Origin of the sequence: Pandoraea sp. NPDC090278 (assembly GCF_044772185.1) — a bacterium.
Lineage (GTDB): Bacteria > Pseudomonadota > Gammaproteobacteria > Burkholderiales > Burkholderiaceae > Pandoraea.
Map to the genome: position 1 here is coordinate 227,658 of NZ_JBIVYJ010000002.1, position 23,950 is coordinate 251,607.

Genomic DNA, 23,950 nt, shown 5'->3' on the forward strand with positions numbered 1-23,950 from the left:
TGACGTTTACGTTAACGTAATTCGAGTGACGGATCGAGTGGGGATGGCCCTGAGAAGGGGACGGGGAGACGGCAAAACAAAAGCCCCACACATTCGCATGTATGGGGCTTTCGCAGACATTACGCGGCGCGAGGCCAGCGCAACGCCGATGTTACTTCGTGCGACGCAGCTTCTGGATCGCAGCGAGTTGGGCAATGGCTTCGGCCAGTTCGGCTTGAGCGGTTGCGTACTCGATGTTCGAATCCTTGTTCGACATGGCTTCTTCTGCACGACGCTTGGCTTCGTTAGCCTTCGCTTCGTCCAGATCCTTGCCGCGAATCGCGGTGTCGGCGAGCACAGTCACCGTGCCCGGCTGCACTTCGAGAATACCGCCTGCGACGAAGACAAAGTCCTCGTTACCTGCTTCGTCCTCGATGCGAACCGCACCCGGCTTGATACGCGTGATCAGCGGCGTGTGGCCCGGCAGAATGCCGAGCTCGCCGGCTTCGCCGGGCAGCGCGACAAACTTCGCCTTACCCGAGAAGATCTGCTCTTCCGCGCTGACGACGTCTACGTGAATGGTTGCCATAATCGCTCCCGTTGAGTGTGATGAAGCGGCAGGCGCGCCAGTCCGGACGTTGCCGTCCTTGCTTCGCTACCCCGCCCCGCAACAGTCACCTGCCGAGCTGCGGTGGCGCCTCTTGCGAGACACCGCCGTCGCCCGGCACTCAACCGTTTACTGCATCTTCTTGGCTTTTTCGAACGCTTCGTCGATCGTGCCAACCATGTAGAACGCTTGTTCCGGCAGGTGGTCACATTCGCCGTCGACGATCATCTTGAAGCCGCGGATCGTTTCCTTGAGCGGAACGTACTTGCCCGGCGAGCCCGTGAACACTTCTGCCACGTGGAACGGCTGCGACAGGTAACGCTGGATCTTACGAGCGCGGGCCACGGCCAGCTTGTCGTCCGGCGACAGTTCGTCCATACCCAGAATCGCGATAATGTCGCGCAATTCCTTGTAACGCTGCAGCGTCGATTGCACGCGACGGGTCACCGTGTAGTGCTCTTCGCCAATCACGTTCGGGTCGATCTGACGCGAGGTCGAGTCGAGCGGATCGACGGCCGGGTAGATACCCAGCGAGGCGATGTCACGCGACAGAACGACGGTGGCGTCCAAGTGACCGAAGGTGGTTGCCGGCGACGGGTCGGTCAAGTCATCGGCAGGCACGTACACGGCTTGCACCGACGTGATCGAGCCGGTCTTGGTCGACGTAATACGCTCTTGCAGCTTACCCATTTCTTCAGCCAGCGTCGGCTGATAGCCCACGGCCGACGGCATACGGCCGAGCAGTGCCGACACTTCGGTACCGGCCAGCGTGAAACGGTAGATGTTATCCACGAAGAACAGCACGTCGCGACCTTCGTCACGGAAGTGCTCGGCCATCGTCAGGCCGGTCAGTGCGACGCGCAGACGGTTGCCCGGCGGCTCGTTCATCTGGCCGTAGACCAGTGCGACCTTGTCCAGAACGTTCGAGTCCTTCATTTCGTGGTAGAAGTCGTTCCCTTCACGGGTACGCTCGCCCACACCGGCAAACACCGAATAACCGCCGTGTTCCTTGGCGATGTTATTGATGAGTTCCATCATGTTCACGGTCTTGCCCACACCGGCGCCACCGAACAGACCCACCTTACCGCCCTTGGCGAACGGGCAGATCAAATCGATAACCTTGATACCGGTTTCGAGCAGTTCCGTCGACGGCGACAGCTCGTCGAATGCCGGAGCCTTCTGGTGAATCGAACGGGTGTGTTCCTTGGCGATCGGACCGGCTTCGTCGATCGGACGGCCCAGCACGTCCATAATGCGGCCCAGCGTCGGCTTACCGACCGGCACCGTGATCGGCAGACCCGAGTTTTGCACCGTCATACCGCGGCGCAGGCCTTCGGAGGAACCCAGACAGATGGTGCGAACCACACCGTCGCCCAGCTGTTGCTGGACTTCGAGCGTCAGTTCCGAACCTTCCATGGTGAGCGCGTCGTAGATCTTCGGCATGCTTTCGCGCGGGAATTCCACGTCGATAACGGCGCCGATGCACTGTACGATTTTGCCTTCAATCAAAGCAGTACTCATCGCTTTTCCTTTAGATACTCAAATTCATTTCGCCTTGCGGCGCATCGGCCCGTGCCACCGCTTAAACAGCGGCGGCGCCACCCACGATTTCGGACAGTTCCTTCGTAATCGAAGCTTGACGGCCCTTGTTGTAGACCGTCTGCAATTCACCGATCACGGTCTTTGCATTGTCCGAAGCGGCCTTCATGGCCACCATGCGGGCGGACTGTTCCGACGCCATGTTCTCTGCGACTGCCTGATACACGACAGCTTCGACGTAGCGCACCAGCAGGGCATCGACGACCGTCTTCGCATCCGGTTCGTAGATGTAGTCCCACGAATGCTGTGCCGGCACGGCGCTCGCGTCTTCCGATTCGCCTTCAAGCTTCTCGGGCAGCGGCAGCAGTTGCTCCACCACGGCTTCCTGCTTCATCGTGTTGACGAAGCGGTTGTAAGCCAGATAGACGGCGTCGAGCTTGCCTTCGGCATACGCGTCGAGCTGCAGCTTCACAGCACCGATCAGCTTGTCCAGATGCGGCGTGTCGCCCAGTTGCACAACGTGCGATACCACCTTCGCGCCGATACGGTTCATGAAGCCGAAGCCCTTACCGCCGATAGCGGTGGCCTCGATCTTCAGGCCCTGTGCTTCGATTTGCTTCATCTTGGCCACCACGGCACGCAGCACGTTGGTGTTCAAGCCGCCGCACAGGCCCTTGTCCGTCGTCACCACGATGATGCCGGCCGCTTTCGCGTCCGCATGCTTCACCATGAACGGGTGGTGGTATTCCGGATTCGCCTGGCCCATATGCGCGGCGATCTGGCGCACCTTGTCAGCGTACGGCCGGGCATGACGCATGCGTTCCTGCGCCTTGCGCATCTTCGACGCGGCCACCATTTCCATGGCCTTGGTGATCTTGCGCGTGTTTTGCACGCTCTTGATCTTGCCGCGAATTTCCTTCATTCCAGCCATTGCTTACTCCTTGTCTCGGCGCGACGTTCGTTGCTGCCTGAACATCGCGCCTTCCCGGGTCCGTTGAATAGTTGCCGATTCAACCGGATTAGTAAGCGCCGGTCTTCTTGAAGTCCTTGATCGCAGCGTGCAGAGCAGCGTCGTCGTCCTTCGAGAGATCTTTGGTCTCTTCGATGCGGCCGATGAGCGCGCCGTGGCTCGTCTTCAGAACTTCGCGCAGACCCTTTTCGAACGGCAGAACCTGAGCGATGTCGAGATCGTCCAGATAGCCGTTGTTGGCGGCGAACAGCGACACAGCCAGTTCCCACACTTGCAGCGGCGCGTATTGCGGCTGCTTGAGCAGTTCCGTCACGCGGCGGCCGCGCTCGAGCTGCTTGCGGGTAGCTTCGTCCAGGTCCGAAGCGAACTGCGCGAACGCAGCCAGCTCACGGTACTGTGCGAGGTCGGTACGGATACCGCCCGACAGCTTCTTGATGACCTTCGTCTGAGCAGCACCACCCACACGCGACACCGAGATACCGGCGTTGATTGCGGGGCGGATACCGGCGTTGAACAGGTCGGTTTCCAAGAAGATCTGGCCGTCGGTAATCGAGATCACGTTCGTCGGAACGAATGCGGTCACGTCACCGGCTTGCGTTTCAATGATCGGCAGTGCCGTCAGCGAGCCGCTCTGGCCCTTGACTGCGCCGTTCGTGAACTTCTCGACGTACTCTTCCGACACGCGGGCAGCACGCTCAAGCAGACGCGAGTGGAGATAGAACACGTCACCCGGGTAAGCTTCGCGGCCCGGCGGGCGGCGCAGCAGCAGCGAGATCTGACGATAGGCCCAGGCTTGCTTGGTCAAGTCGTCATAAATGATCAGCGCGTCTTCGCCGCGATCGCGGAAGTATTCGCCCATCGTGCAACCGGCGTACGGTGCGATGAACTGCATGGCGGCCGAGTCCGAAGCGGTGGCGGTCACGATGATCGTGTATTCCATCGCGCCGTGCTCTTCGAGCTTGCGCACCACGTTCATGATCGACGAAGCCTTCTGGCCGATCGCGACGTAGACGCAGGTCACGCCCTTGCCCTTCTGCGAAATGATCGTGTCGATGGCGACAGCGGTCTTACCCGTCTGACGGTCACCAATGATCAGCTCACGCTGGCCGCGGCCGATCGGCACCATGGCGTCGATCGCCTTCGTACCGGTTTGCAGCGGCTGCGAGACCGACTTACGCCAGATCACGCCCGGGGCAATCTTTTCGATTGCGTCGGTTTCCTTCGCGTTGATCGGACCCTTGCCGTCGATCGGCAGGCCCAGTGCGTCAACGACGCGGCCCTTCAGTTCCGGGCCGACCGGCACTTCCAGAATGCGGCCCGTGCACTTGACGGTGTCGCCTTCCGAGATGTGCTCGTATTCGCCCAGAATCACGGCGCCGACGGAGTCGCGCTCGAGGTTCAGTGCCAGACCGAACGTATTGCCCGGGAATTCCAGCATTTCGCCCTGCATCACGTCCGACAGGCCGTGGATGCGGCAGATGCCGTCAGTCACCGAGATCACGGTGCCTTCGTTACGGACTTCGGCGCCGCTATCGAGACCTTGAATCCGGCTCTTGATCAGTTCGCTGATTTCAGAGGGATTGAGTTGCATATGTGCTCCTGATATTCAATTCTTCGCAGGCGTTTCGCGCCGGCCTCAGGCCGTCAGCGACGTCCGCATAGCCGCCAGGCGGGCGCGCACCGAAGTGTCCAGCACCTCGTCGCCAACCACCACACGCACGCCGCCGATCAGCGACGGGTCTACCGTCACGCTCGGGTTGAGCTTGCAGCCGAACTTGTGCTCGAGGCCCTTGACCAGCGAGGTCAATTGCTCACCTTCGAGCGGGAAGGCGCTTTCGATCGTGGCGTCTGCCGAACCGGCAGCAGCGTTCTTCAACGCTTCGAACTGTTCGGCGATTTCCGGCATGGCAACCAGACGACCGTTTTCGACCACAGCGGCGACGAAGTTACGCACTTCGGCGTCGGTCGATTTCACGGCGGTGGTCAGCACGTCGACAACTTGCGACGGCGTCACTTTCGGATCGTCGGCCAGATTGGCCACTTCGGGCAGCGCTGCCACTTGCGACAGTTCACGCACGAGCTGCGCCCAGCGATTCAGATCGCCGGACTTGGCCACGCGGAACAACGCTTCGGCATACGGACGAGCGATGGTTGCGAGTTCGGCCATGATCAGAGCTCTGCCTTGAGTTGGTTCAGCAGGTCGGCGTGTGCCTTGGCGTCGACTTCACGCTTCAGAATCTGCTCGGCGCCCTTCACTGCCAGACCAGCCACGTCTTCGCGCAGCGATTCACGGACCTTGACGGCCTGATTCTCGGCTTCTGCTTTGGCGTTGGCGATGATACGAGCCGCTTCGGCTTGCGCCTGCGTCTTGATCTCTTCGGCCACGGCCTGAGCGCGCTTCTCGGCGTCGGCAATACGCTTCGCGCCTTCGTCGCGAGCTTCCGCGAGGGCTTGCGTGGAGCGCTTGTTGGCGGCTTCCAGTTCAGCCTTGCCCTTATCGGCAGCGGCCAGACCGTCAGCGATTTTCTTCGCGCGATCGTCGATAGCCTTGATCAGCGGCGGCCACACGAACTTCATCGTGAACCACGCCAGGATCAGAAACACGACGGTTTGCGCGAACAGAGTTGCGTTAATGTTCACGGTGTTTCCTTTCGGTGATGCGAATCGATTGGCAAAACAGCGCGCCCCATTGTGCCTGCTGGCTTGGGCGCGCCGTTCATGTCCAGTTGGCCGCGCGGGTCATGCGCGACCGGCCGAAAGTAACTTAAGCGAGCTTCGACAGCAGCGGGTTCGCGAAGGCGAACAGCATGGCAACGCCCACGCCGATCAGGAATGCAGCGTCGATCAGGCCGGCCAGCAGGAACATCTTCGTTTGCAGCGGGTTCATCAGTTCAGGCTGACGTGCGCATGCTTCGATGTACTTGCCGCCCATCAGTGCGATACCCAGGCAGGCACCGATAGCACCCAGACCGATGATGATACCGATACCGATAGCGGTCAGACCCTGGATGTTGGCGATGAAAGCTTGCATGATTACTCCTTATGGATAGAGACTTAAAACTTGAAAATTTGAAAAACTAAACTTGGAAAACTCGTAACTACCGCATCGACCGATCAGTGATGGTCGTGCGCCTGGCCGATATACACCAACGTCAACATCATCATGATGAACGCCTGGAGCAACACGATCAGGATGTGGAAAATCGCCCATGCGGTGCCGGCAATGATGTGACCGACAAAACCCAGCACCGACGCATCTGCGCCAAAGCTCCAGATACCGCCCAGCAGAGCGATCAGCAGGAACACCAGTTCGCCGGCGTACATATTGCCGAACAGTCGCATACCGAGCGACACGGTCTTGGCACAGAATTCGATGATGTTGAGCAGCAGGTTCGGGATCCACAGGAGGAAGTGGTTACCGAACGGTGCGGTGAACAGCTCGTGCATGAAGCCGCCGGCGCCCTTGATCTTGAAGCTGTAGAACAGCATCAGAATGAGCACGCCGACCGAGATACCGAGCGTGCCGTTAAGGTCGGCCGTCGGAACGATACGGTGATGCGTGATGATGGAACCCAGACCGACCCAGCCGATCACCTTCGACGGCAGATCGACCGGCAGCAAGTCCAGCGAGTTCATGAGCGCGACCCAGACGAACACGGTCAGCGCGAGCGGGGCGATGAAGGCACGATTGCCGTGCACGATGCTCTTCGACTGGTCTTCGACCATTTCGACGAGCATTTCGACCGCAGCCTGGAAACGGCCCGGCACACCCGAGGTTGCCTTGCGGGCGGCCATCCACAGAATGAAGCAGCCCAGAACGCCCATCGCGATCGACCAGAACATGGTGTCCCAGTTGATGATCGAAAAGTCGACGATGCTAGTCTGATGCGAGCTCGCGAGATTCTGCAGGTGGTGCGAAATGTACTCCGACGGGTTCGGAGCGTGGCCGGCTTCTACTGACATAGCGATCAAACACCCAATTATGAAAATCCGCACACGGTAGCGTGTCGACGCGTGAGCGGTTTCTCACCGCTACTTCAGTGCCATCGCCAGCCAATAGGCCTTGAGCGTAAGCACGAAGGTGACCAGGAACGCTACCCAATGCACACCGGGGTAACCGAACGCTACTGCCACCAACAACGCGATCGTCGTGACTACCTTGACCGCTTCTCCCATCACTAACGAACCGACGGAGAGGCGATCACCTGACATTCTTAACCGCAGCGCAAACAATGCGCCCGGTATCCATCCAATCATTCCGCCCAGCCATGCAGACACCGCCGCGTCTCGTGGCGATGCCGAGAGCAACCACCAGGCCAGTGTCGCTATCAGCGACAACAGCACCTGGGCTCCCACCACCCTGAATGGAGTCACACGGGATGCGCGCCCCACATCGGGACCGAACAGGCGCTCGGCCTGCGCACGCGTGAGCGGAACGATAGTTTCTTGCTCCTGCTCGTCGTCCCAAGCCTCTGTTGCATGCGCCGGCGCTTGCGGTTTCGGTTCCAAGTTCGACCGGTTTTGATCGGTCATCTCGTAGCCTCCCCGCCCGACTCGTGCAAACGAATGGGCTCTTCAAGCAGTTAAACCCGCGAGATTTTACGGGAAATTACGAAGGCCAGTCAATCTAAACGCGCAACAAATTCGCCGAAACTGCACAGTGCATGCTTCGATTTGGCGGCAACTCTCACGGAGCGCGATTTTCCTCATGGTGCAGCGCGGCATTACGCGCAAACGCCGCACAATCCCCGCAACTGGGCTACGTTCCGTGCGCGTTCAGACCCATTTCAGTGCAACAAAGCCGATCAGGAGTGCCACCAGATAAAACGGTATCGAAAGGTAATGAAAGTGCCACCAGATCTTCTGCGATTTCGCCATGCGCAATGCAATCAGATTCGCCAGTGATCCCACGGCGAGTCCAAAACCACCGACCGCGACACCATGAGCCAGCGCAGGCCAGTTCTGGGTGTACTCGGCGAGCAGAATCGCTGCAGGCACGTTACTGATGAATTGTGACAACACCGCAGCCCCGCCGTAGGCCATCGCATTGCCCGTGAAATCGAAATGGCCGAGTGCCGTACGCACTTCCGGCAAACCGGCGACGCCGCGCAGCACCACGAACATCAACACGAAGATCGCCAGCAGCAGCCAGTCGATGCCCAGCACGGCATTGCGACGCGCAATCAACAGCACCGCCGCGACGCCCGCGCATGCCCAGGCCGCGAATCCGTGATCGGCCATCGTCACGAAGGCGACGAACAACGCGAGCGCGATCCACAGCAACGGCCAGCGCACATCGTGTGCGGGACCACGTCGTTGAAAATGCAGCGCACGCGAATCGAAGGCGAAGGCGCAAACGACGAGCAACACGGCCATGAGCCCGAGCGTCACCGGCGTCATCATGACGACGTAGGCCCCGAAGCCCATACCGCTGTGTTGCCAGAGGAAGAGGTTCTGCGGATTGCCGAGCGGTGTGAGACTTGAACCGGCGTTGACGGCCAGCGCGAGGAAAATGATCAGTCGCTCGATGCGCACAGGGGCAATCCGTGCGAGCGATTGCGCGAGCGGCACCACGGCAAAGAGTGCGACGTCGTTGGTCAGCAGCGTCGAGAGCGCTGCGGCGAATGTGACCATCAACAGCGCAAGACGTCGCTCGGTCCGAAAGGCGCGCAGCAATCGTTGTGCGAGCCAATCGAGAAACCCGCTTTGATCGATGGCCCGCGTGAGCATCAGCAAACCGGCGAGCGTCAGAATCGTGTGCTGGTCGATGCGTGCGAACAGCTCACCTGCGCTTGCGGGCTTCGCGATCTGAAGCACGACGAAAGCGATCAGCAGGATGAGCAGCTCGCGATCGCTGCGCACGCGCGCAAACGTCGCGCGCAAAACATGCTTGATTCGCATGGCGTTCGATGCGACACGCCGGTGCGGTGCCGCATTCGACGCCCTCTCCGACGTCCCTAACGGATCATCGGACGGATCGCTCACGAGATGATAATCAGGATACCGAAATTACTCGGCGCGAATGCGCGCGAGGATACCATCGAGCGCATCGAGGCTGCCGAACTCGATCGTCAGCTGACCGGCACCTTTACGGCCGACCTTGATCTTGACGTTCGACGCGAGCAGATCCGAGAGCTCCTCTTCGAGGCGGGTCACATCGCGACCGCCCTCTTCTGCCGAGCGGCGACGAATGCCGTCGCCCTGCGGCTTGAGCGATGCGTTGACGATGCGTTCTGTGTCGCGCACCGACAGACGTTTGTTCACCACCTGGTTCGCGAGCGTGATCTGCGTGGCTGCGTCGACGGCGAGTAGCGCGCGCGCATGGCCCATGTCGAGATCGCCTGCGAGCAGCATCGTCTGCACGGGATTCGCGAGATTCAGCAAACGCAGCAGGTTCGACACTGCGCTGCGCGAACGTCCCAGCGATTCGGCGGCTTGCTCGTGCGTGTAATTGAATTCGCCGAGCAGGCGTTGAATGCCCTGCGCTTCTTCGAGCGGGTTCAGATCTTCGCGTTGAATGTTCTCGATGAGCGCCATTGCCGCGGCGGCTTCATCGGGGACATCGCGAACGAGCACCGGCACTTCGGAAAGACCCGCGAGACGTGCAGCGCGAAAACGTCGCTCGCCCGCAATAATTTCGTACTTCTCACTATCGACCGGTCGCACCAGAATCGGCTGCATCAGACCTTGCGCGCGAATGCTCGCGGCGAGTTCCTGCAACGCGCCTTCGTCCATGCGTGTTCGCGGTTGATACTTGCCCGCCTGAAGGCGATCGAGCGCCATCACCGACGGCGCGCCTTCGGCACTCGCCTCGGTCGCGCCGTTATGGTTATCGGCGTGAGCGCCCAGCAGCGCTTCGAGGCCGCGGCCCAGGCCCTTTTTTTTCAGTGCGTTGGTCTTGGTCGCCATGACAATGCGTTCCTGCGCGAATGCGCCTTACATAGTTTGAATGCGCGCGATCATTTCCGCGCCGAATTGCAGATACGCCTTCGCGCCGCGCGAAGCGGGATCGAAGACGACGCCCGGCATGCCATAACTCGGCGCTTCGGCGAGTCGCACATTGCGCGGGATGATCGCGTTGAAAACCTTGTCGCCGAAGTGCTCTTTGAGCTGCTCCGAGACTTGTTGCTGAAGCGTAATACGCGGATCGAACATCACGCGCAAAAGGCCGATCACCTTCAGGTCGCGGTTCAGATTCGCGTGCACCTGCTTGATCGTGTTGACGAGATCGGACAGTCCTTCGAGCGCGAAATATTCGCACTGCATCGGAATGATCACGCCGTGCGCGGCGCACAGGCCGTTCAACGTGAGTAGCGAGAGCGTGGGCGGGCAGTCGATGAGGACGAAATCGTAGGCGTCGTCGACCTTCTCAAGCGCCTGCTTCAGACGCGTATCGCGATTCTCCAGCGACACGAGTTCCACGTCGGCACCGGCCAGTTCGCGGTTCGCAGGCACGACATCGTAGTTGCCGGACTCCGAGCGCTGGCAGCTCGCGCTGACATCGATGCCGTCGACCAGCACTTCATAGATACTCGTCTCGAGCGCGGCCTTGTCGATACCGCTGCCCATCGTCGCATTGCCCTGAGGGTCCAGATCGACCAACAAGACACGCTGCCCGTGCGACGCCAGTCCGGCAGCGAGGTTCACCGTGGTGGTCGTCTTGCCGACGCCGCCCTTCTGATTGGCCACGCAGAAAATTTTCGCCATGCCGATGTAGTCCTCCGATTGCTGCCGTGTTGATGCGATTGATGCAGATGGTGCCGGGATGCGAGTCCGGGCGCGAACACTTCATGCTGCCCGTAGCGGATGCATCCCGCTAATTCGATTACCTGAGCAAAGCTCAGTTATTGCCGAAGGTGCTCAGGGTGCACTGGCCTTTTGCGGCGTCAACACCAGTTTGTCGGTGTCGTAGCCCTGCTTGCGCAGCTGGGCACGCATTTGATTCAGTGTGTCGTCGTCGATCTTCGGCGAGCGCGAGAGGATCCAGAGATACTCGCGGCCCGGCTCTCCGACAGCGGCATACTGATAGTCACCGTCGAGCACGATAACCCAGTAGTTGGCCCAAAGCCAGGGAATCCAGCGCAACCAGTCCGGTGCGAACGTCACTTTGAAGCGTGCGGTGCCGGTGCCCTGCCCGTCGGTACGTGCCAGACCGGTATCGCTCGCCCAGGAGCCGTCTTCCTTACGGCACTTGTTAGTGACTTCGATCTTCCCGTCCGGACGCGCCACGTATTCCGCGGTCACGTCCGACACACATTTTCGCTCGAAGAAATTCGGATAGCGTGCTATTTCGTACCAGGTGCCGACATAGCGCGCTTTATCGATCTTTTGCACGGGACGCACGCGCGTCGTGAGCGATTCTTGCCCGGATTGTGCCCAGGCGACGGCGGCCATTACCGACAATCCGACCATCACGGCGCCGGTCCAGCGTGTCATACGGGTCATGCCGTCACCTTCACGCGGAGCAAATGACGCTCGGCGTCAAGAAATGGCACGTTCAGGGCTAGCCGCTCGACCAGTTCGCAGCCGTCGGGCAGCGCCAGTTCGCTTTCGGCCGCCACGCCCTTCATCGCCCAGAAGCTACCGCCGGGGGCCAGCAAGTTACGGCCGAGCGTCACGAAATCGTTCAATTCGGCGAATGCGCGCGAGACGATAGCGTCGAATGCTGCGGGCACTTCTTTGCCGACGACGAGCGACTCCACGCGGCCGGTCACGACCGTCAGATTGGTCAGCTTGAACGTGGCGCGGGCTTGCGTCAGAAAGGCGGTCTTCTTGTGGACGATGTCGTTCACCGTCACCTGCCAGTCCGGGCGCACAATCGCCAGCACCACACCGGGCAGGCCACCGCCCGAACCGACGTCCAGTACACGTGAAATCAGCTCTCGATCCAGTCGCGGCAGAATCGAGAGCGAATCGAGCAGGTGCTTGACGACCATCTGTCGCGGATCGCGGATGGAGGTCATTTGCAGCGAAGCGTTCCACTTCGCCAGCAGCATCTGATAGTCGAGCAGGCGTGCCTGTTGCTCGGCGTCAATCGTCAGACCGAGCTGTTCGATGCCGTCAGCCAACAAAGCAGCGAGTTCGTTGCCGCCTTGTGCGGCATTACGCGGAGCAGTCATGAGGTCTCCGCGTCAGGCAGCGTGCTGACCGCCGGTGTCGCCATCAGTGGCAACATCGGTGTCCGCCGTCGCTTCCCCTGACGCACGACGGCGTCCGAGTCCCTTCTTCAGGTGGATCATCAACAGCGAGATCGCGGCGGGCGTCACACCGGAGATGCGCGAGGCCTGCCCCAGCGTTTCCGGCCGTTGAGCGTTCAACTTCTGACGCACCTCGATCGACAGCCCGCGAACGTCGTTGTAATCGATGCTAGCAGGCAACGCCGTGTTCTCGTTGGCTTCCTTGCGCACGATCTCGTCGGCCTGACGGTCGATGTAACCCTGATACTTGACCGCGATTTCGATCTGCTCGCGAATCTGATTCGCTTGCAGCACGTCTTCCGACAGCGCGGCCTCAGGCGCGAGACGACCGCCCTGCACTGCCATCAGCGCGTCGTACCCGACTTCCGGTCGACGCAACAGGTCGGCCAACGAATACTCATGGTCGATGGCTTTACCGAGCAACGGTACCGCATCTTCCGCCGGGAACGTCTTCGGATTCACCCACGTCGATTTGAGACGTTCTGTTTCACGTGAAACAGCGTCACGCTTGCGGCAGAACGCTTCCCAACGAATATCGTCGACAACGCCTAGTTCACGGCCGACTTCCGTCAGACGCATATCTGCGTTGTCTTCACGCAGCGACAGGCGATATTCCGCCCGGCTGGTGAACATACGATACGGTTCGGACACACCGCGAGTGATCAGGTCGTCGACCAGCACACCCAGGTAAGCTTGATCGCGACGCGGGCACCAGGCTTCGCGGCCCTGCACTTGCAGCGCGGCGTTGATACCGGCGAGCAGCCCCTGAGCGGCGGCTTCTTCGTAGCCGGTCGTGCCATTGATCTGTCCGGCGAAGAACAGTCCCGAAATCACGCGGGTTTCCAGCGAACTGCGCAGACCGCGCGGATCGAAGTAGTCGTACTCGATGGCGTAGCCCGGACGCAGAATATAGGCGTTCTCCATGCCCTTCATCGAGCGGACGAGTTCCAGCTGCACGTCGAAAGGCAGGCTGGTGGAGATGCCGTTCGGGTAGTACTCGTTGGTCGTCAGACCTTCCGGTTCGAGGTAGATCTGATGGGACGACTTATCGGCGAAGCGATGGATCTTATCTTCGATGGACGGGCAATAGCGCGGCCCCACGCCTTCGATGACGCCCGTGTACATCGGCGAGCGGTCGAGGCCGCCACGGATGATGTCGTGCGTGCGCTCGTTGGTATGCGTAACCCAGCATGGCACTTGGTGCGGGTGCTGTTCGGGGCGTCCGAGGAACGAGAAAACCGGCACCGGATCCAGGTCACCCGGCTGTTCTTCCAGGACGGAGAAATCGATCGATCGCCCGTCGATACGCGGCGGGGTACCCGTCTTCAACCGACCTTGCGGCAGCTTCAACTCTTTCAAACGTGCGGAAAGGCTGATGGCCGCGGGATCGCCAGCACGGCCGCCGACATAGTTGTTCAGCCCCACGTGGATCTTGCCATCGAGGAAAGTCCCAGCGGTGAGCACCACGGCACGGGCGCGGAAGCGCAGCCCGACTTGCGTGATCGCCCCGACAACGCGGTCGCCTTCGACAATAAGATCTTCCACAGCTTGTTGGAAGAGCCATAAATTCGGCTGATTCTCGAGGCGATGACGGATGGCTTGCTTATAAAGCAGCCGGTCGGCCTGAGCGCGAGTGGCACGGACAGCGGGCCCTTTGGACGAATTCAGAATACGAAACTGAATCCCGCCCTCGTCGGTAGCGGCGGCCATGGCACCGCCAAGCGCATCCACCTCTTTGACGAGGTGGCCTTTGCCGATCCCACCGATGGAGGGATTGCAGCTCATCTGGCCGAGCGTCTCGATATTGTGGGTGAGCAGAAGTGTCTTACAGCCCATGCGGGCCGAGGCGAGCGCAGCCTCGGTACCGGCATGGCCGCCACCCACCACGATCACGTCAAACTCGGTCGGATAAAGCATCGCAATATTGCCGCTGACGGCAAACTCTCTGGATTCGGTAATTGCGGAATTATAGCGGTATTGCGATGCATCATTTGTAACTGCACTCGTGTTTCACGTGGAACGTTAGGGGAATGGGACAATTTCGAGGGATGTTTCACGTGGAACGTTGATGTCTTTTGATGCTTTGACAGTGGCATCAGCCGTGTTTCAGTCTAGAACGAACCCTTCGGTGCGAGCACTTAGTCGCACTCACAGACATCCGGGCAGTGGAGATTGGGGGCACTCGGCTATGCTCCACTTGAAAGTCGCTTCGCCAGAGTGCCCCCAATCCCCACCACTCAATTGCCCAGGGCCAGCCGCTCGCGCGATCGTCGCGGTATCTGTTTCACGTGCGACACGGTCGCTATTGGCTGGAGGGTTTAGCTGCCTGCGCCCTAACCGTCCTTCCGCATGCGGGGAACGGTGATCTGTCGACGGCTAGTGCACTTGTTTCACGTGAAACATCGAAGCCGGTCCACGGATTTACGCCGACGATTCATCGCTCCGATAGACGTCCTATCTCCGCCCCGCCCTGCCTCGGTCGCGGCACGCCAAACACCCGGTGCCAACATCGTGTCGCCCTCACAAGCATCCGGGTAGTGGGGATCGACGGTACTCGGCTGTGCTCCACTTGAAAGTCGCTTCGCCAGAGTGCCCCCGATCCCCACCACTCAATTGCCCGGGGCCAGCCGTCCGCGCGATGGCCGCGGTATCTGTTTCACGTGAAACACGGTCGCTATTGGCTGGAGGGTTTAGCTGCCTGCGCCCTAACCGTCCTTCCGCGTGCGGGGAACGGTGATCTGTCGACGGCTAGTGCACTTGTTTCACGTGAAACATCGAAGCCGGTCCACGGATTTACGCCGACGATTCATCGCTCCGATAGACGTCCCATTTCCGCCCCACCCTGCCATGTCGCGGCACGCCAAACACTCGGTGCCAACATCGTGTCGCCCTCACAAGCATCCGGGCAGTGGAGATCGGAGGCACTCGGCTGTGCTCCACTTGAAAGTCGCTTCGCCAGAGTGCCCCCGATCCCCACCACTCAATTGCCCGGGGCATTCCGAGCGTGAAATTGGCGATACTGGTTTCACGTGAAACGTTAACGTGCTGGTCGCCTGCATATCGAAGTCATCCGTCCCCCGCTTACTGCATCGCCATTCCTTCTGCCGACTCCGCTCCTCGTCACCAGTGCAGAGCAGATCGTTAGCACCTCAACCTCGGCACTTCTGAGTGCCGCTGGTCGGGAGATGCGACTGCCGCTGGGACAGCCACCGAGGACTGGCCGTGGGCAACTTTGCGGGAATGTTTCACGTGAAACGGCGAGAGACGTCATCGCACAGAGCAAGAAGCCCACACCTTGTTCCTCCCCGGAGGTCGCCGGTGCTTGAGCAACTTCACCCGGCTCCCCTTCGCAAACAGGGAAGCCCAACGCGTGGATCTTCCCGAGTCGCGCCGAATCAGCACCTCTGCCCTCTCTCGCCTCCACGCTGTTCCGGTTAGCCGACGAATGACATTTGCCCGGTAGCGATCAAACCAGACAACTGACGTCCCGCATCCAAAGCAACACCGTTTCACGTGAAACCCACTTCGCACGAACGCCTCAGGGTTGAATCGGGCAATTGAGGGGTGGGGATTGGGGGCACTCTGGCGAAGCGACTTTCAAGTGGAGCACAGCCGAGTGCCACCAATCCCCACTGCCCGGAAGCGTGTGAGGGCGACACGGTCATGGCACCAAGTGGTTCGTCTAACGGTGGCGAGCACAACATCCAGATCGGAAGCGAAGAGATTACGCCGCCAAGCTAGCGTCAGCGACAACCGTAGGCGAAGAATGATCGGAAGTTTGAGGCGTGGGGATCGGGGGCACTCTGGCGAAGCGACTTTCAGGTGGAGCACAGCCGAGTGCCCCCGATCCCCACTGCCCGGAAGCCAAGGAGAACAATGCCGCGGTAGCACAAGATGGTTTTAAAAGAAGGCATGCATCCCACTTGTATGGAGCCAACTCCACGCGTCACCCCACTTCGCCACATTTAGCCGACCGAGGTCGAACCGAGACGAAGTCTCCGGGAATATGAGGGGTGGGGATCGACGGTACTCTGGCGAAGCGACTTTCAAGTGGAGCACAGCCGAGTACCGTCGATCCCCACTACCCGGAAGTGAGGGAGAACGGCACCGTGATAACGGGATGTGGTGTTAAGAAAAACCCCCACAAAACCCACCTCCGTTCCACGTGAAACCAAGAAACGAAAACGACCAAACAAAGCCGAAAGCAAACACCGCCGCCATCTCCGCAGCGATCATCCACCTGCGTTATCCACATCCACGAGCTGAACACAAAAATCCGCCGCAGGAATTTGCTTTTCTGTGGATAACCTCGACAACGAATTCCACAAGAATTTCGAGGAAATCTCGCAACCCCTTATTGCGGCGGTGCGCCATAGATTTGAGTTACCCACACATATCCACAAGCAACTGTGAATAAGTGACTTGGCATACTTTGACGCGAAGCCCCCGCATCGGTCCAAAGAATTAGGGACGGATATCCTTACCGAACGACCGTTCGGATCGCATCATCGGCTAAAGCGAGTGCCCCACCGCCTGCACCAGAAACGAAAAAAGGCCCGCCAAACCGGCGGGCCTTCTCAACCTACGTCCAACTATGTACCGACAGCCAAGGGCCGTCAGGCAGCCTTCTTAGCCAGCCCCAGATACGTCTCAATGACCTTGGGATTGGTGGCCAACTCCTGTGCCGGGCCTTCAAGGGCAAGCTCGCCCGTCTCGATCACGTAGGCGTAATCGGCGACCTGCAACGCCGCACGGGCGTTCTGCTCAATCAGCAGCGTGGCAACGCCCGTCTTACGCAAGTCGTTGATGATGTGGAAGATTTCCTTCACGATCAGCGGCGCCAGACCCAGGCTAGGCTCGTCCAGCATCAGCAACTGCGGCTTCGCCATCAACGCACGACCCACCGCAAGCATCTGACGCTCCCCGCCCGACAGCGTCCCCGCCTGCTGCACACGACGCTCCTTCAGGCGCGGGAAGAGCTCATAGACCACTTCCATCTGATCGAGGAAGTTCTTCTCCCCCGCCTTCTTGCGACGATAAGCGCCGAGCAGCAAATTGTCCTCAACGGTCATCGTCGAGAACAGCTCACGCTTCTCCGGCACCAGACACATGCCGCGCGACACACGGGCCTCAATCGTCAGCGCCGACATCTCCTGACCGAGATAAGCCACGCTGCCCTTGCTCGACCCGTTGTGCGGCAGCGCGCCCATGATCGCGTTGAGCATCGACGACTTGCCCGCACCGTTCGGTCCGATCACGGTGACGATCTGCCCAGCCCCAACCCGCAGATGTGCACCATGCACCGCCTCGACTTTGCCGTAGGCGACGGCGAGGTCCTTGACCTCCAGAATTGCGTCGACCATCACTCCACTCCTCCCAGGTACGCTTCGAGCACCGCCGGGTTCTTCTGCACGTCTTCCGGCAGCCCCTCGGCGATCTTGGTGCCGAACTCCATCACCACCAGGTGATCGGTCAGATTCATCACGAAGTCCATGTCGTGCTCGACCAGCAACACGCTCATGCCCTCGTCCTTGAGCTTCTTGAGCAGATCGCCCAGCGCCTGCTTTTCCTTATAACGCAAGCCTGCGGCCGGTTCGTCGAGCAACAGCAGCGTCGGATCGCACGCCAGTGCACGCGCGATTTCCAGAATACGTTGCTGACCCAGCGCCAGACTGCCCGCCTCGTCATACATGTGCGCGCCAAGGCCCACACGCTCGATCTGCTGCTTGGCTTCGTGCAACAGCATCGCTTCTTCGTGACGATCCAGACGCAGCACGCTCGACCACACGCCACCCTGCGGACGACGACGCAGACCGTTCTTGTCGCGCAGATACGCACCGATGGCGACGTTCTCAAGCACGCTCATGTGCGGCATCAGACGCACGTGCTGGAAGGTCCGGCCGATGCCGCGCTTGACGATCTCACGCGACGGCAGACGGTCGATGCGCTCGCCGAGGAACGAAATCTCGCCGCGCGTTGCCTGCAACACACCGGTCACCAGGTTGAACGTCGTCGACTTGCCCGCACCGTTCGGACCGATCAGGCCGACGATCTCACCCGCCTTCACTTCGAACGACACGTCATTCACCGCAACCAGTCCACCGAACTCCTTGCGTGCCTTCTCAAGCTTGAGCACCACCTCGCCCACCGCTGGCTTGGGACGGTGTCCCAACGGCTCGGCCTGCTCAGGTGCCTTCGCCACACGTCGCGCCGGGAAGATCTTGCCGAAGAACGGCCACACGCCATCGCGCGCATATTGCAACAACAGCACCAGCAAGATGCCGAAGACGATGGTTTCGAAGTTGCCGTTCGCACCCAACAGCACCGGCAGAATGTTCTGCAGGTAGTCCTTGAGCACCGTCAGAATCGCTGCACCCAGCACCGCACCCCACACGTGGGACACGCCACCGACCACCGCCATGAACAGATACTCGATGCCGTGATTCAGGTTGAACGGCGTCGGGTTCACGGCACGCTGCAAGTGCGCGTACAACCAACCCGAAATCGCAGCGAGCACCGCCGCGTAGACGAACACGACCACCTTCATCCACGCCGTGTTCACGCCCATCGCTTCGGCCATCACGCCGCCGCCCTTGAGCGCGCGAATCGCACGGCCCGGACGCGAATCCAGCAGGTTCTTGATCGACACCACCGCCAGCACCACCACGATCCAGATCAGGTAGTACATCTGACGCCCGCTCGCCAACTCCAGGCCGAACAGGTTGATCGTCGGAATGTCGTTCAGGCCGTCGTACTTGCCCAGGAACTCCAGGTTGCCGAACAGGTAATACAGCGCCAGACCCCACGCAATCGTGCCCAGCGGCAGGAAGTGGCCCGACAGACGCATCGTGATCGCACCGATGATCAGCGCCGCACCCGCCGTAATCGCCACACCGACGATCAGACCGAGCCACGGCGATGCGCCGTAAGCCGTCGTCAGATACGCCGTCGCATAGGCGCCCAGACCGACGAACGCCGCCTGTCCGAACGAGGTCATGCCCGCCACGCCCGTGAGCAACACGAGACCGATGGCGACAATGCTGTACAAGCCGATGTAGTTGAGCAGCGTCACCCAGTATTCAGGCAAACGCACCGGCGCTGGCAGTACCGGCAACACCGCCAGCAGCACCAGGAAAATCAGGAAGTATTTGTTTTTCATTCTGTGGTCCGCCCCGGCTTATTCCTCGTCTTCTTCAACGTGCTTGCTCGTGAGCGACAGCCACAGCAGCACCGGAAGAATCAGCGTGAAGACGATGACCTCTTTGTACGCACTCGCCCAGAACGACGAATACGACTCCAGCAGGCCCACGAGAATGGCACCGAGCGCCGCGACCGGGTAACTCACCAGACCGCCGATAATCGCACCCACGAAGCCCTTCAGGCCGATCAGGAAGCCCGATTCGTAATAGATGGTCGTGATCGGTGCGATCAGAATGCCGCACAGCACGCCCAGCACCGCCGCCAGCGTGAACGCCAGCCGACCGGCCTGCACCGTGCCGATGCCCACCAGACGCGCACCCAGACGGTTCACGGCCGTCGCGCGCAACGCCTTGCCCGAGAGCGAACGATCGAAGTAGAAGTACAACGCCAGAATCATCACGACCGACACGCCCACCACCCACAGACTCTGTCCGGACACCATCACCGAGCCGATATTGAAGCTCGCGTCCGAGAACGCCTGCGTGCGCGAACCCTCGGCACCGAACATCACCAGCCCAAGGCCCGTGAGCGCGAAGTGCACGCCGACCGAGACGATCAGCAGCAACAGCGTGCTCGCCTCCGCCAGCGGCTGATAGGCCAGGCGATAGAGCATCGGCCCCATCGGCACGACCAGCAACAGCGTGACGGCAATCTGCACGAGCATCGGCAAGGTCATCGGCGAGATCGCCTTGACCACGAAGAACACGGCAATCGGAAACACGAGATATTTACCCGCGAACACCGGCACCAGGCGGCCCGCCAGCTTGCGTCGCTCACTGTGACGCAAGACGCTTGCCGTCTCCACAATGAACGTGCAAATGCCCATGGCCACGAGCAGCCAGCTCGTCAGCGGAAACTTCTGGGTCTGGATAGCCGCGAGCGTGAGCGCGCCATACGACACGAACTCGCCCTGCGGAATGAAGATGACGCGGGTGACGGAGAACACCAACACGAGCGCCAATGCCAGCAAGGCATAAATCGCACCCGTGGTGATGCCGTCCTGCGCCAGGATGGCTGCAATCGAAAGATCCATGCTCCTCTCACTTCGTTTGAGTACTTCTTGAACCGGCTGGCGAGACAGCCGGTGTGATGCACGGTGCAGCGCGCTGCCACCCCGTTCCCCTTCAACTTCGGCGCACCCCGCACGATCCCCGTGTCGCAGCGCAGCGAATTATGAATTGTATAAACCGTTATGCATTGGTAAAACCCGGGTGACTACTGAGATGACGACATCTCAACCCGTTTTTCGACGACGGCGGGGCTTGGTCGGCAACGACGGTGCGTCGGCCAGCACCTCCGGCGGCAGGGCTTCGCGCACGACATCCATCAGCCGGTAGATCTCGGCGAGCGTGTCGCGTCCCACTTTGTCTTCCAGATAGCGGTAGCGCTCCTCGACCAGCGGACCGAGCTTCTTGCACAGCGCCCGGCTCGACGGCGTCAGAGACACCATCACGCGACGCTGGTCCGCCGCCACGCGCCGACGCATGATCAGACCCGACGCCTCCATACGTTCGAGCATGCCCGACAGGCTGGGGCTGAGAATGCAGCACTCGCGCGCCACCTGCCCGATCTCCATTTCCCCGGATTCGCTATCGTTGACGGCGCGTATGACACGCCATTGTTGTTCCGTGATGTCGTAGCAATTGAGTAACGGCCGAAACAGGCCCATCACCGCTTCACGCGATTGCAGCAACAACAGGGATAGGTTGCGGTGTTCGAATTCACCCGTCATGGATTTACGCTCGAAAGGATCGGCCGTTCAGCCCCCCGGCTGCGGCGATCAGGTTGGGACAATGCGGCCTCTCATGTGCCGCTCGCAAATGCATGTCCTGCCGTCTCTTTGCGATGCGCGAAACTACCACGCTCAAAAAAAACGGGCGCGAACGCCCGTTCTTTAGGCCCGGCTGGTCGAACCGGGCGCTTTTACCGCAGATGTTTCCGATGGAACAGCGGGGCATGCCTGCATGCTATAGGCAGCCCCGACGCGCATCAGTTCGCCAATTTCCACTTGCCGTCGACGATTTGCACCATCACACGCGAGCGCTGATCCAGACCGTTGTGGTCGTTCTTGCTCATGTTGAAGATGCCTGCCGTGCCCGGCATGTCTTTGACGTTCTCCAGCGCTTCGCGCAGCGCTGCGCGGAACTCCGGCGTGCCCGGCTTGGCCTTCTTCAGTGCCACCGGAATCGTGGCTTGCAGCAGCAGGCCACCGTCCCAGGCGTGACCGCCGAAGGTCGAGATCGAACCGGCGCCATAGGCCTTCTCATAAGCGGCCTTGTACGCAGCAGCCGACTTCTTCACCGGGTTGTCGTTCGGCAGTTGCTCGACGACGAGCAGCGGGCCAGCAGGCAGATAGGTGCCTTCGCAGTCCTTGCCGCAAACGCGCAGGAAGTCGTTGTTCGCCACGCCGTGCGTCTGATACAGCTTGCCCTTGTAGCCGCGCTCCTTGAGCGTGCGCTGCGGCAGTGCTGCCGGGGTGCCCGAACCGGCGATCAGCACGGCATCCGGGTTCGCGCCCATGACCTTGAGGGCCTGACCGGTCACCGACGTGTCGGCACGGTTGAAGCGCTCGTTCGCCACGACCTTGATCTTGTTCAGATCGGCAGCCTTCTGGAATTCCTTGTACCAGCCTTCGCCGTACGCATCGGCGAAACCGATGAACGCCGCGGTCTTCACACCGTTGTCGGCCATGTGCTTGGCGATAGCGGTGGCCATCAGAATGTCGTTCTGCGGGGTCTTGAAGGCCCACGTGCGCTTCGCGTCGACCGGCTCGACGATGGCAGCGCCTGCGGCCATCGAGATCACCGGCGTCTGCGTTTCGGCAGCAACGTCGACCATGGCCAGCGAGTTCGGCGTGACGGTCGAGCCGAGCACGGCGTCGACGTGATCTTCGCTGATCAGCTTGCGCATGTTCTTGACGGCGGTCGTGGTGTCGGTCGCATCGTCGAGCACGATGTACTGCACCGTCTGGCCCGCAATCGTCTTGGGCATCAGGGCGATCGTGTTCTTCTCGGGAATGCCCAGCGAAGCGGCCGGACCGGTCGCCGACAGCGACACGCCAATCTTCACTTGAGCGTTCGCCACGCCCGCGACGAGCATCATGGCCGATGCCATGCACAGCAACTTCAGTTTCATTTGGGTCTCCTCACAAAAATTTCGAATTCGATTTTTGACGCATTTTTTTGACATTAACCGACCGCGCAGTCGGTAAATTGTCGCCCATCTTACGGGCACGGATGCCGTTTCGTAAAGTGCGGTTTCCCCACCTGTGGCATCTGCCACAGCGGTTTTGCCACTAGCCGCGCAAAAACGCGTCGTAGCCCGTTTTCACGATCAGCACCGCAAGCACGCCCAGAAACATGCGCCGCACGAAACCCACACCGTGCTTGAGCGCGAGACGGCTGCCCACCAGACTGCCCACCACGTTCATGATCGCCATGCCCGCGCCGACCAGCCACAGTACATGCCCGCTCATGCCGAACAGCAACAGCGCGGCCAAATTCGTCGCGACGTTCACGATCTTCGAGGACGCCGACGCATTCACGAAGTCCTGACCGAACAGCCGCACAAACAGAAACACCAGAAAGCTGCCCGCACCGGGGCCGAAGAAACCGTCGTAGAAGCCGATCACGCTGCCCACGGCGATCGCCATGAGCGTCACCCCTGCCCCGCCCTTCACAGGGGCGTGGACCGTCCCGAAATCCTTCTTGCGCAGGGTGTAGATCGCAACAGCGACCAGCACGAACGGCAGGACCTTGCGCAGGATGTCGGCCGGGACATGGGTGACGGCGTACGCACCGCAGAATGAGAAGACGAACGCCGCGACGGTGGCAGGCAGTACGAGCGCCCAGCGCAACTGAATACCGCGCGAGTAACGCATTGCTGCCGAGGCCGTGCCCCAGATGTTGGCCATCTTGTTGGTGCCGAACAGCAGCGGCGGCGCAGCATTGGGGAAGACGGCAAAGAGCGTAGGCACGGAGATCAGGCCGCCGCCACCGACCACGGCATCGACCAGCCCGGCGAGAAACGCCCCGCCAGCGAGCATCAGCAAATCGGTCAGCGACCAACCCATCAACATACATTCCCCATACACAACACCTCAGTCGCTGCGCAACTGGAAGCCAGCCAGACGAAAACGCCGAGCATAGCGTCTTTATTCCGCATTGCGCGTACTTATTGCGGTAGAAATCGGTGTAATTCTCGCAATGTGGCGTAAAGACAGCTGAAATTGCGAATGAAATGCGGAGAAACTGATGAAATTAGAAATACGATGCGCGAGAACCGCGCAAGGAAGCGTCATGACCGCTGAATATGGCATGGCTGACGAAGGCCTGGCACAGCGCAATGCGACGCCATGCGGAAGGTGAAGCACAATATAAAAAGCGCTGTCGGAGTCTTCTCCGACAGCGCTTTCTTTTTTGGCGGTGCGCGTTATCGCGCTTGTTGTCTCCTCGTTCC

21 protein-coding genes are annotated in these 23,950 nt (G+C 60.4%); all 21 read right to left on the reverse strand.

Features of this window, described 5'->3' with window-relative positions; all coding sequences use genetic code 11:
* Positions 1–151: 151 nt before the first annotated feature.
* The 21 genes from ACIQWO_RS09455 to ACIQWO_RS09555 all read right to left on the reverse strand — a co-directional run bounded on the left by ACIQWO_RS09455 (position 152) and on the right by ACIQWO_RS09555 (position 23,570).
* Positions 152–568 (reverse strand): F0F1 ATP synthase subunit epsilon, encoded by a 417-nt coding sequence (locus ACIQWO_RS09455; RefSeq protein ID WP_039394093.1) that lies wholly within the window; start codon positions 566–568, stop codon positions 152–154.
* A 147-nt stretch (positions 569–715) separates the two neighbouring features.
* Positions 716–2,107 carry a F0F1 ATP synthase subunit beta gene (gene atpD, locus ACIQWO_RS09460; RefSeq protein WP_402822430.1) on the reverse strand — a complete coding sequence of 464 codons (1,392 nt, stop codon included), beginning with the start codon at positions 2,105–2,107 and terminating at the stop codon, positions 716–718.
* Positions 2,108–2,168: 61 nt separating this feature from the next.
* Entirely contained in the window at positions 2,169–3,056 is an 888-nt protein-coding gene (gene atpG / locus ACIQWO_RS09465) for a F0F1 ATP synthase subunit gamma (protein ID WP_402822433.1), read from the reverse strand.
* Positions 3,057–3,144: 88 nt separating this feature from the next.
* A complete protein-coding gene (gene atpA / locus ACIQWO_RS09470; RefSeq protein WP_039394102.1) occupies positions 3,145–4,686 on the reverse strand; it encodes a F0F1 ATP synthase subunit alpha in 1,542 nt (513 codons plus the stop codon).
* Between the two features lie 45 nt (positions 4,687–4,731).
* Positions 4,732–5,262, reverse strand: a complete 531-nt coding sequence (locus ACIQWO_RS09475) for a F0F1 ATP synthase subunit delta (protein WP_150578084.1) — start codon at positions 5,260–5,262, stop codon at positions 4,732–4,734.
* A gap of 2 nt (positions 5,263–5,264) precedes the next feature.
* Complete coding sequence (locus tag ACIQWO_RS09480) at positions 5,265–5,735, reverse strand: F0F1 ATP synthase subunit B (protein ID WP_402822437.1); 471 nt, start codon at positions 5,733–5,735, stop codon at positions 5,265–5,267.
* Between the two features lie 124 nt (positions 5,736–5,859).
* Entirely contained in the window at positions 5,860–6,126 is a 267-nt protein-coding gene (atpE, locus tag ACIQWO_RS09485) for a F0F1 ATP synthase subunit C (RefSeq protein ID WP_010807762.1), read from the reverse strand.
* An 83-nt stretch (positions 6,127–6,209) separates the two neighbouring features.
* Positions 6,210–7,058, reverse strand: a complete 849-nt coding sequence (gene atpB, locus ACIQWO_RS09490; protein WP_402822442.1) for a F0F1 ATP synthase subunit A — start codon at positions 7,056–7,058, stop codon at positions 6,210–6,212.
* Positions 7,059–7,127: 69 nt separating this feature from the next.
* Complete coding sequence (locus tag ACIQWO_RS09495; protein WP_150578086.1) at positions 7,128–7,628, reverse strand: ATP synthase subunit I; 501 nt, start codon at positions 7,626–7,628, stop codon at positions 7,128–7,130.
* 243 nt (positions 7,629–7,871) lie between these two features.
* Positions 7,872–8,996: an SLC13 family permease gene (locus tag ACIQWO_RS09500; RefSeq protein ID WP_402822445.1), complete on the reverse strand. Its 1,125-nt coding sequence runs from the start codon at positions 8,994–8,996 to the stop codon at positions 7,872–7,874.
* Between the two features lie 108 nt (positions 8,997–9,104).
* A complete protein-coding gene (locus tag ACIQWO_RS09505; RefSeq protein WP_402822448.1) occupies positions 9,105–10,004 on the reverse strand; it encodes a ParB/RepB/Spo0J family partition protein in 900 nt (299 codons plus the stop codon).
* A 27-nt stretch (positions 10,005–10,031) separates the two neighbouring features.
* Positions 10,032–10,802 carry a ParA family protein gene (locus ACIQWO_RS09510; protein ID WP_150663697.1) on the reverse strand — a complete coding sequence of 257 codons (771 nt, stop codon included), beginning with the start codon at positions 10,800–10,802 and terminating at the stop codon, positions 10,032–10,034.
* 153 nt (positions 10,803–10,955) lie between these two features.
* Positions 10,956–11,540 (reverse strand): lipocalin family protein, encoded by a 585-nt coding sequence (locus ACIQWO_RS09515; protein WP_402822452.1) that lies wholly within the window; start codon positions 11,538–11,540, stop codon positions 10,956–10,958.
* Entirely contained in the window at positions 11,537–12,214 is a 678-nt protein-coding gene (gene rsmG, locus ACIQWO_RS09520) for a 16S rRNA (guanine(527)-N(7))-methyltransferase RsmG (protein ID WP_402822455.1), read from the reverse strand. Before rsmG ends, ACIQWO_RS09515 begins: the two co-directional genes overlap by 4 nt.
* Positions 12,215–12,226: 12 nt before the next feature.
* A complete protein-coding gene (gene mnmG / locus ACIQWO_RS09525; protein ID WP_402822458.1) occupies positions 12,227–14,209 on the reverse strand; it encodes a tRNA uridine-5-carboxymethylaminomethyl(34) synthesis enzyme MnmG in 1,983 nt (660 codons plus the stop codon).
* Positions 14,210–16,908: 2,699 nt separating this feature from the next.
* Positions 16,909–17,655, reverse strand: a complete 747-nt coding sequence (locus tag ACIQWO_RS09530; RefSeq protein ID WP_402822461.1) for an ABC transporter ATP-binding protein — start codon at positions 17,653–17,655, stop codon at positions 16,909–16,911.
* Positions 17,655–19,451 (reverse strand): ABC transporter permease subunit, encoded by a 1,797-nt coding sequence (locus tag ACIQWO_RS09535; RefSeq protein ID WP_150660744.1) that lies wholly within the window; start codon positions 19,449–19,451, stop codon positions 17,655–17,657. The genes ACIQWO_RS09530 and ACIQWO_RS09535 overlap by 1 nt, the downstream gene beginning before the upstream one ends.
* Before the next feature lie 18 nt (positions 19,452–19,469).
* Positions 19,470–20,525, reverse strand: a complete 1,056-nt coding sequence (locus tag ACIQWO_RS09540) for a branched-chain amino acid ABC transporter permease (RefSeq protein WP_150663702.1) — start codon at positions 20,523–20,525, stop codon at positions 19,470–19,472.
* A gap of 201 nt (positions 20,526–20,726) precedes the next feature.
* Entirely contained in the window at positions 20,727–21,224 is a 498-nt protein-coding gene (gene hpaR / locus ACIQWO_RS09545; protein WP_039394138.1) for a homoprotocatechuate degradation operon regulator HpaR, read from the reverse strand.
* A 257-nt stretch (positions 21,225–21,481) separates the two neighbouring features.
* Positions 21,482–22,627, reverse strand: coding sequence for an ABC transporter substrate-binding protein (locus ACIQWO_RS09550; RefSeq protein ID WP_150574935.1), 1,146 nt, complete (start codon positions 22,625–22,627; stop codon positions 21,482–21,484).
* A gap of 160 nt (positions 22,628–22,787) precedes the next feature.
* Positions 22,788–23,570, reverse strand: a complete 783-nt coding sequence (locus tag ACIQWO_RS09555) for a sulfite exporter TauE/SafE family protein (RefSeq protein ID WP_402822468.1) — start codon at positions 23,568–23,570, stop codon at positions 22,788–22,790.
* Positions 23,571–23,950 lie beyond the last annotated feature (380 nt).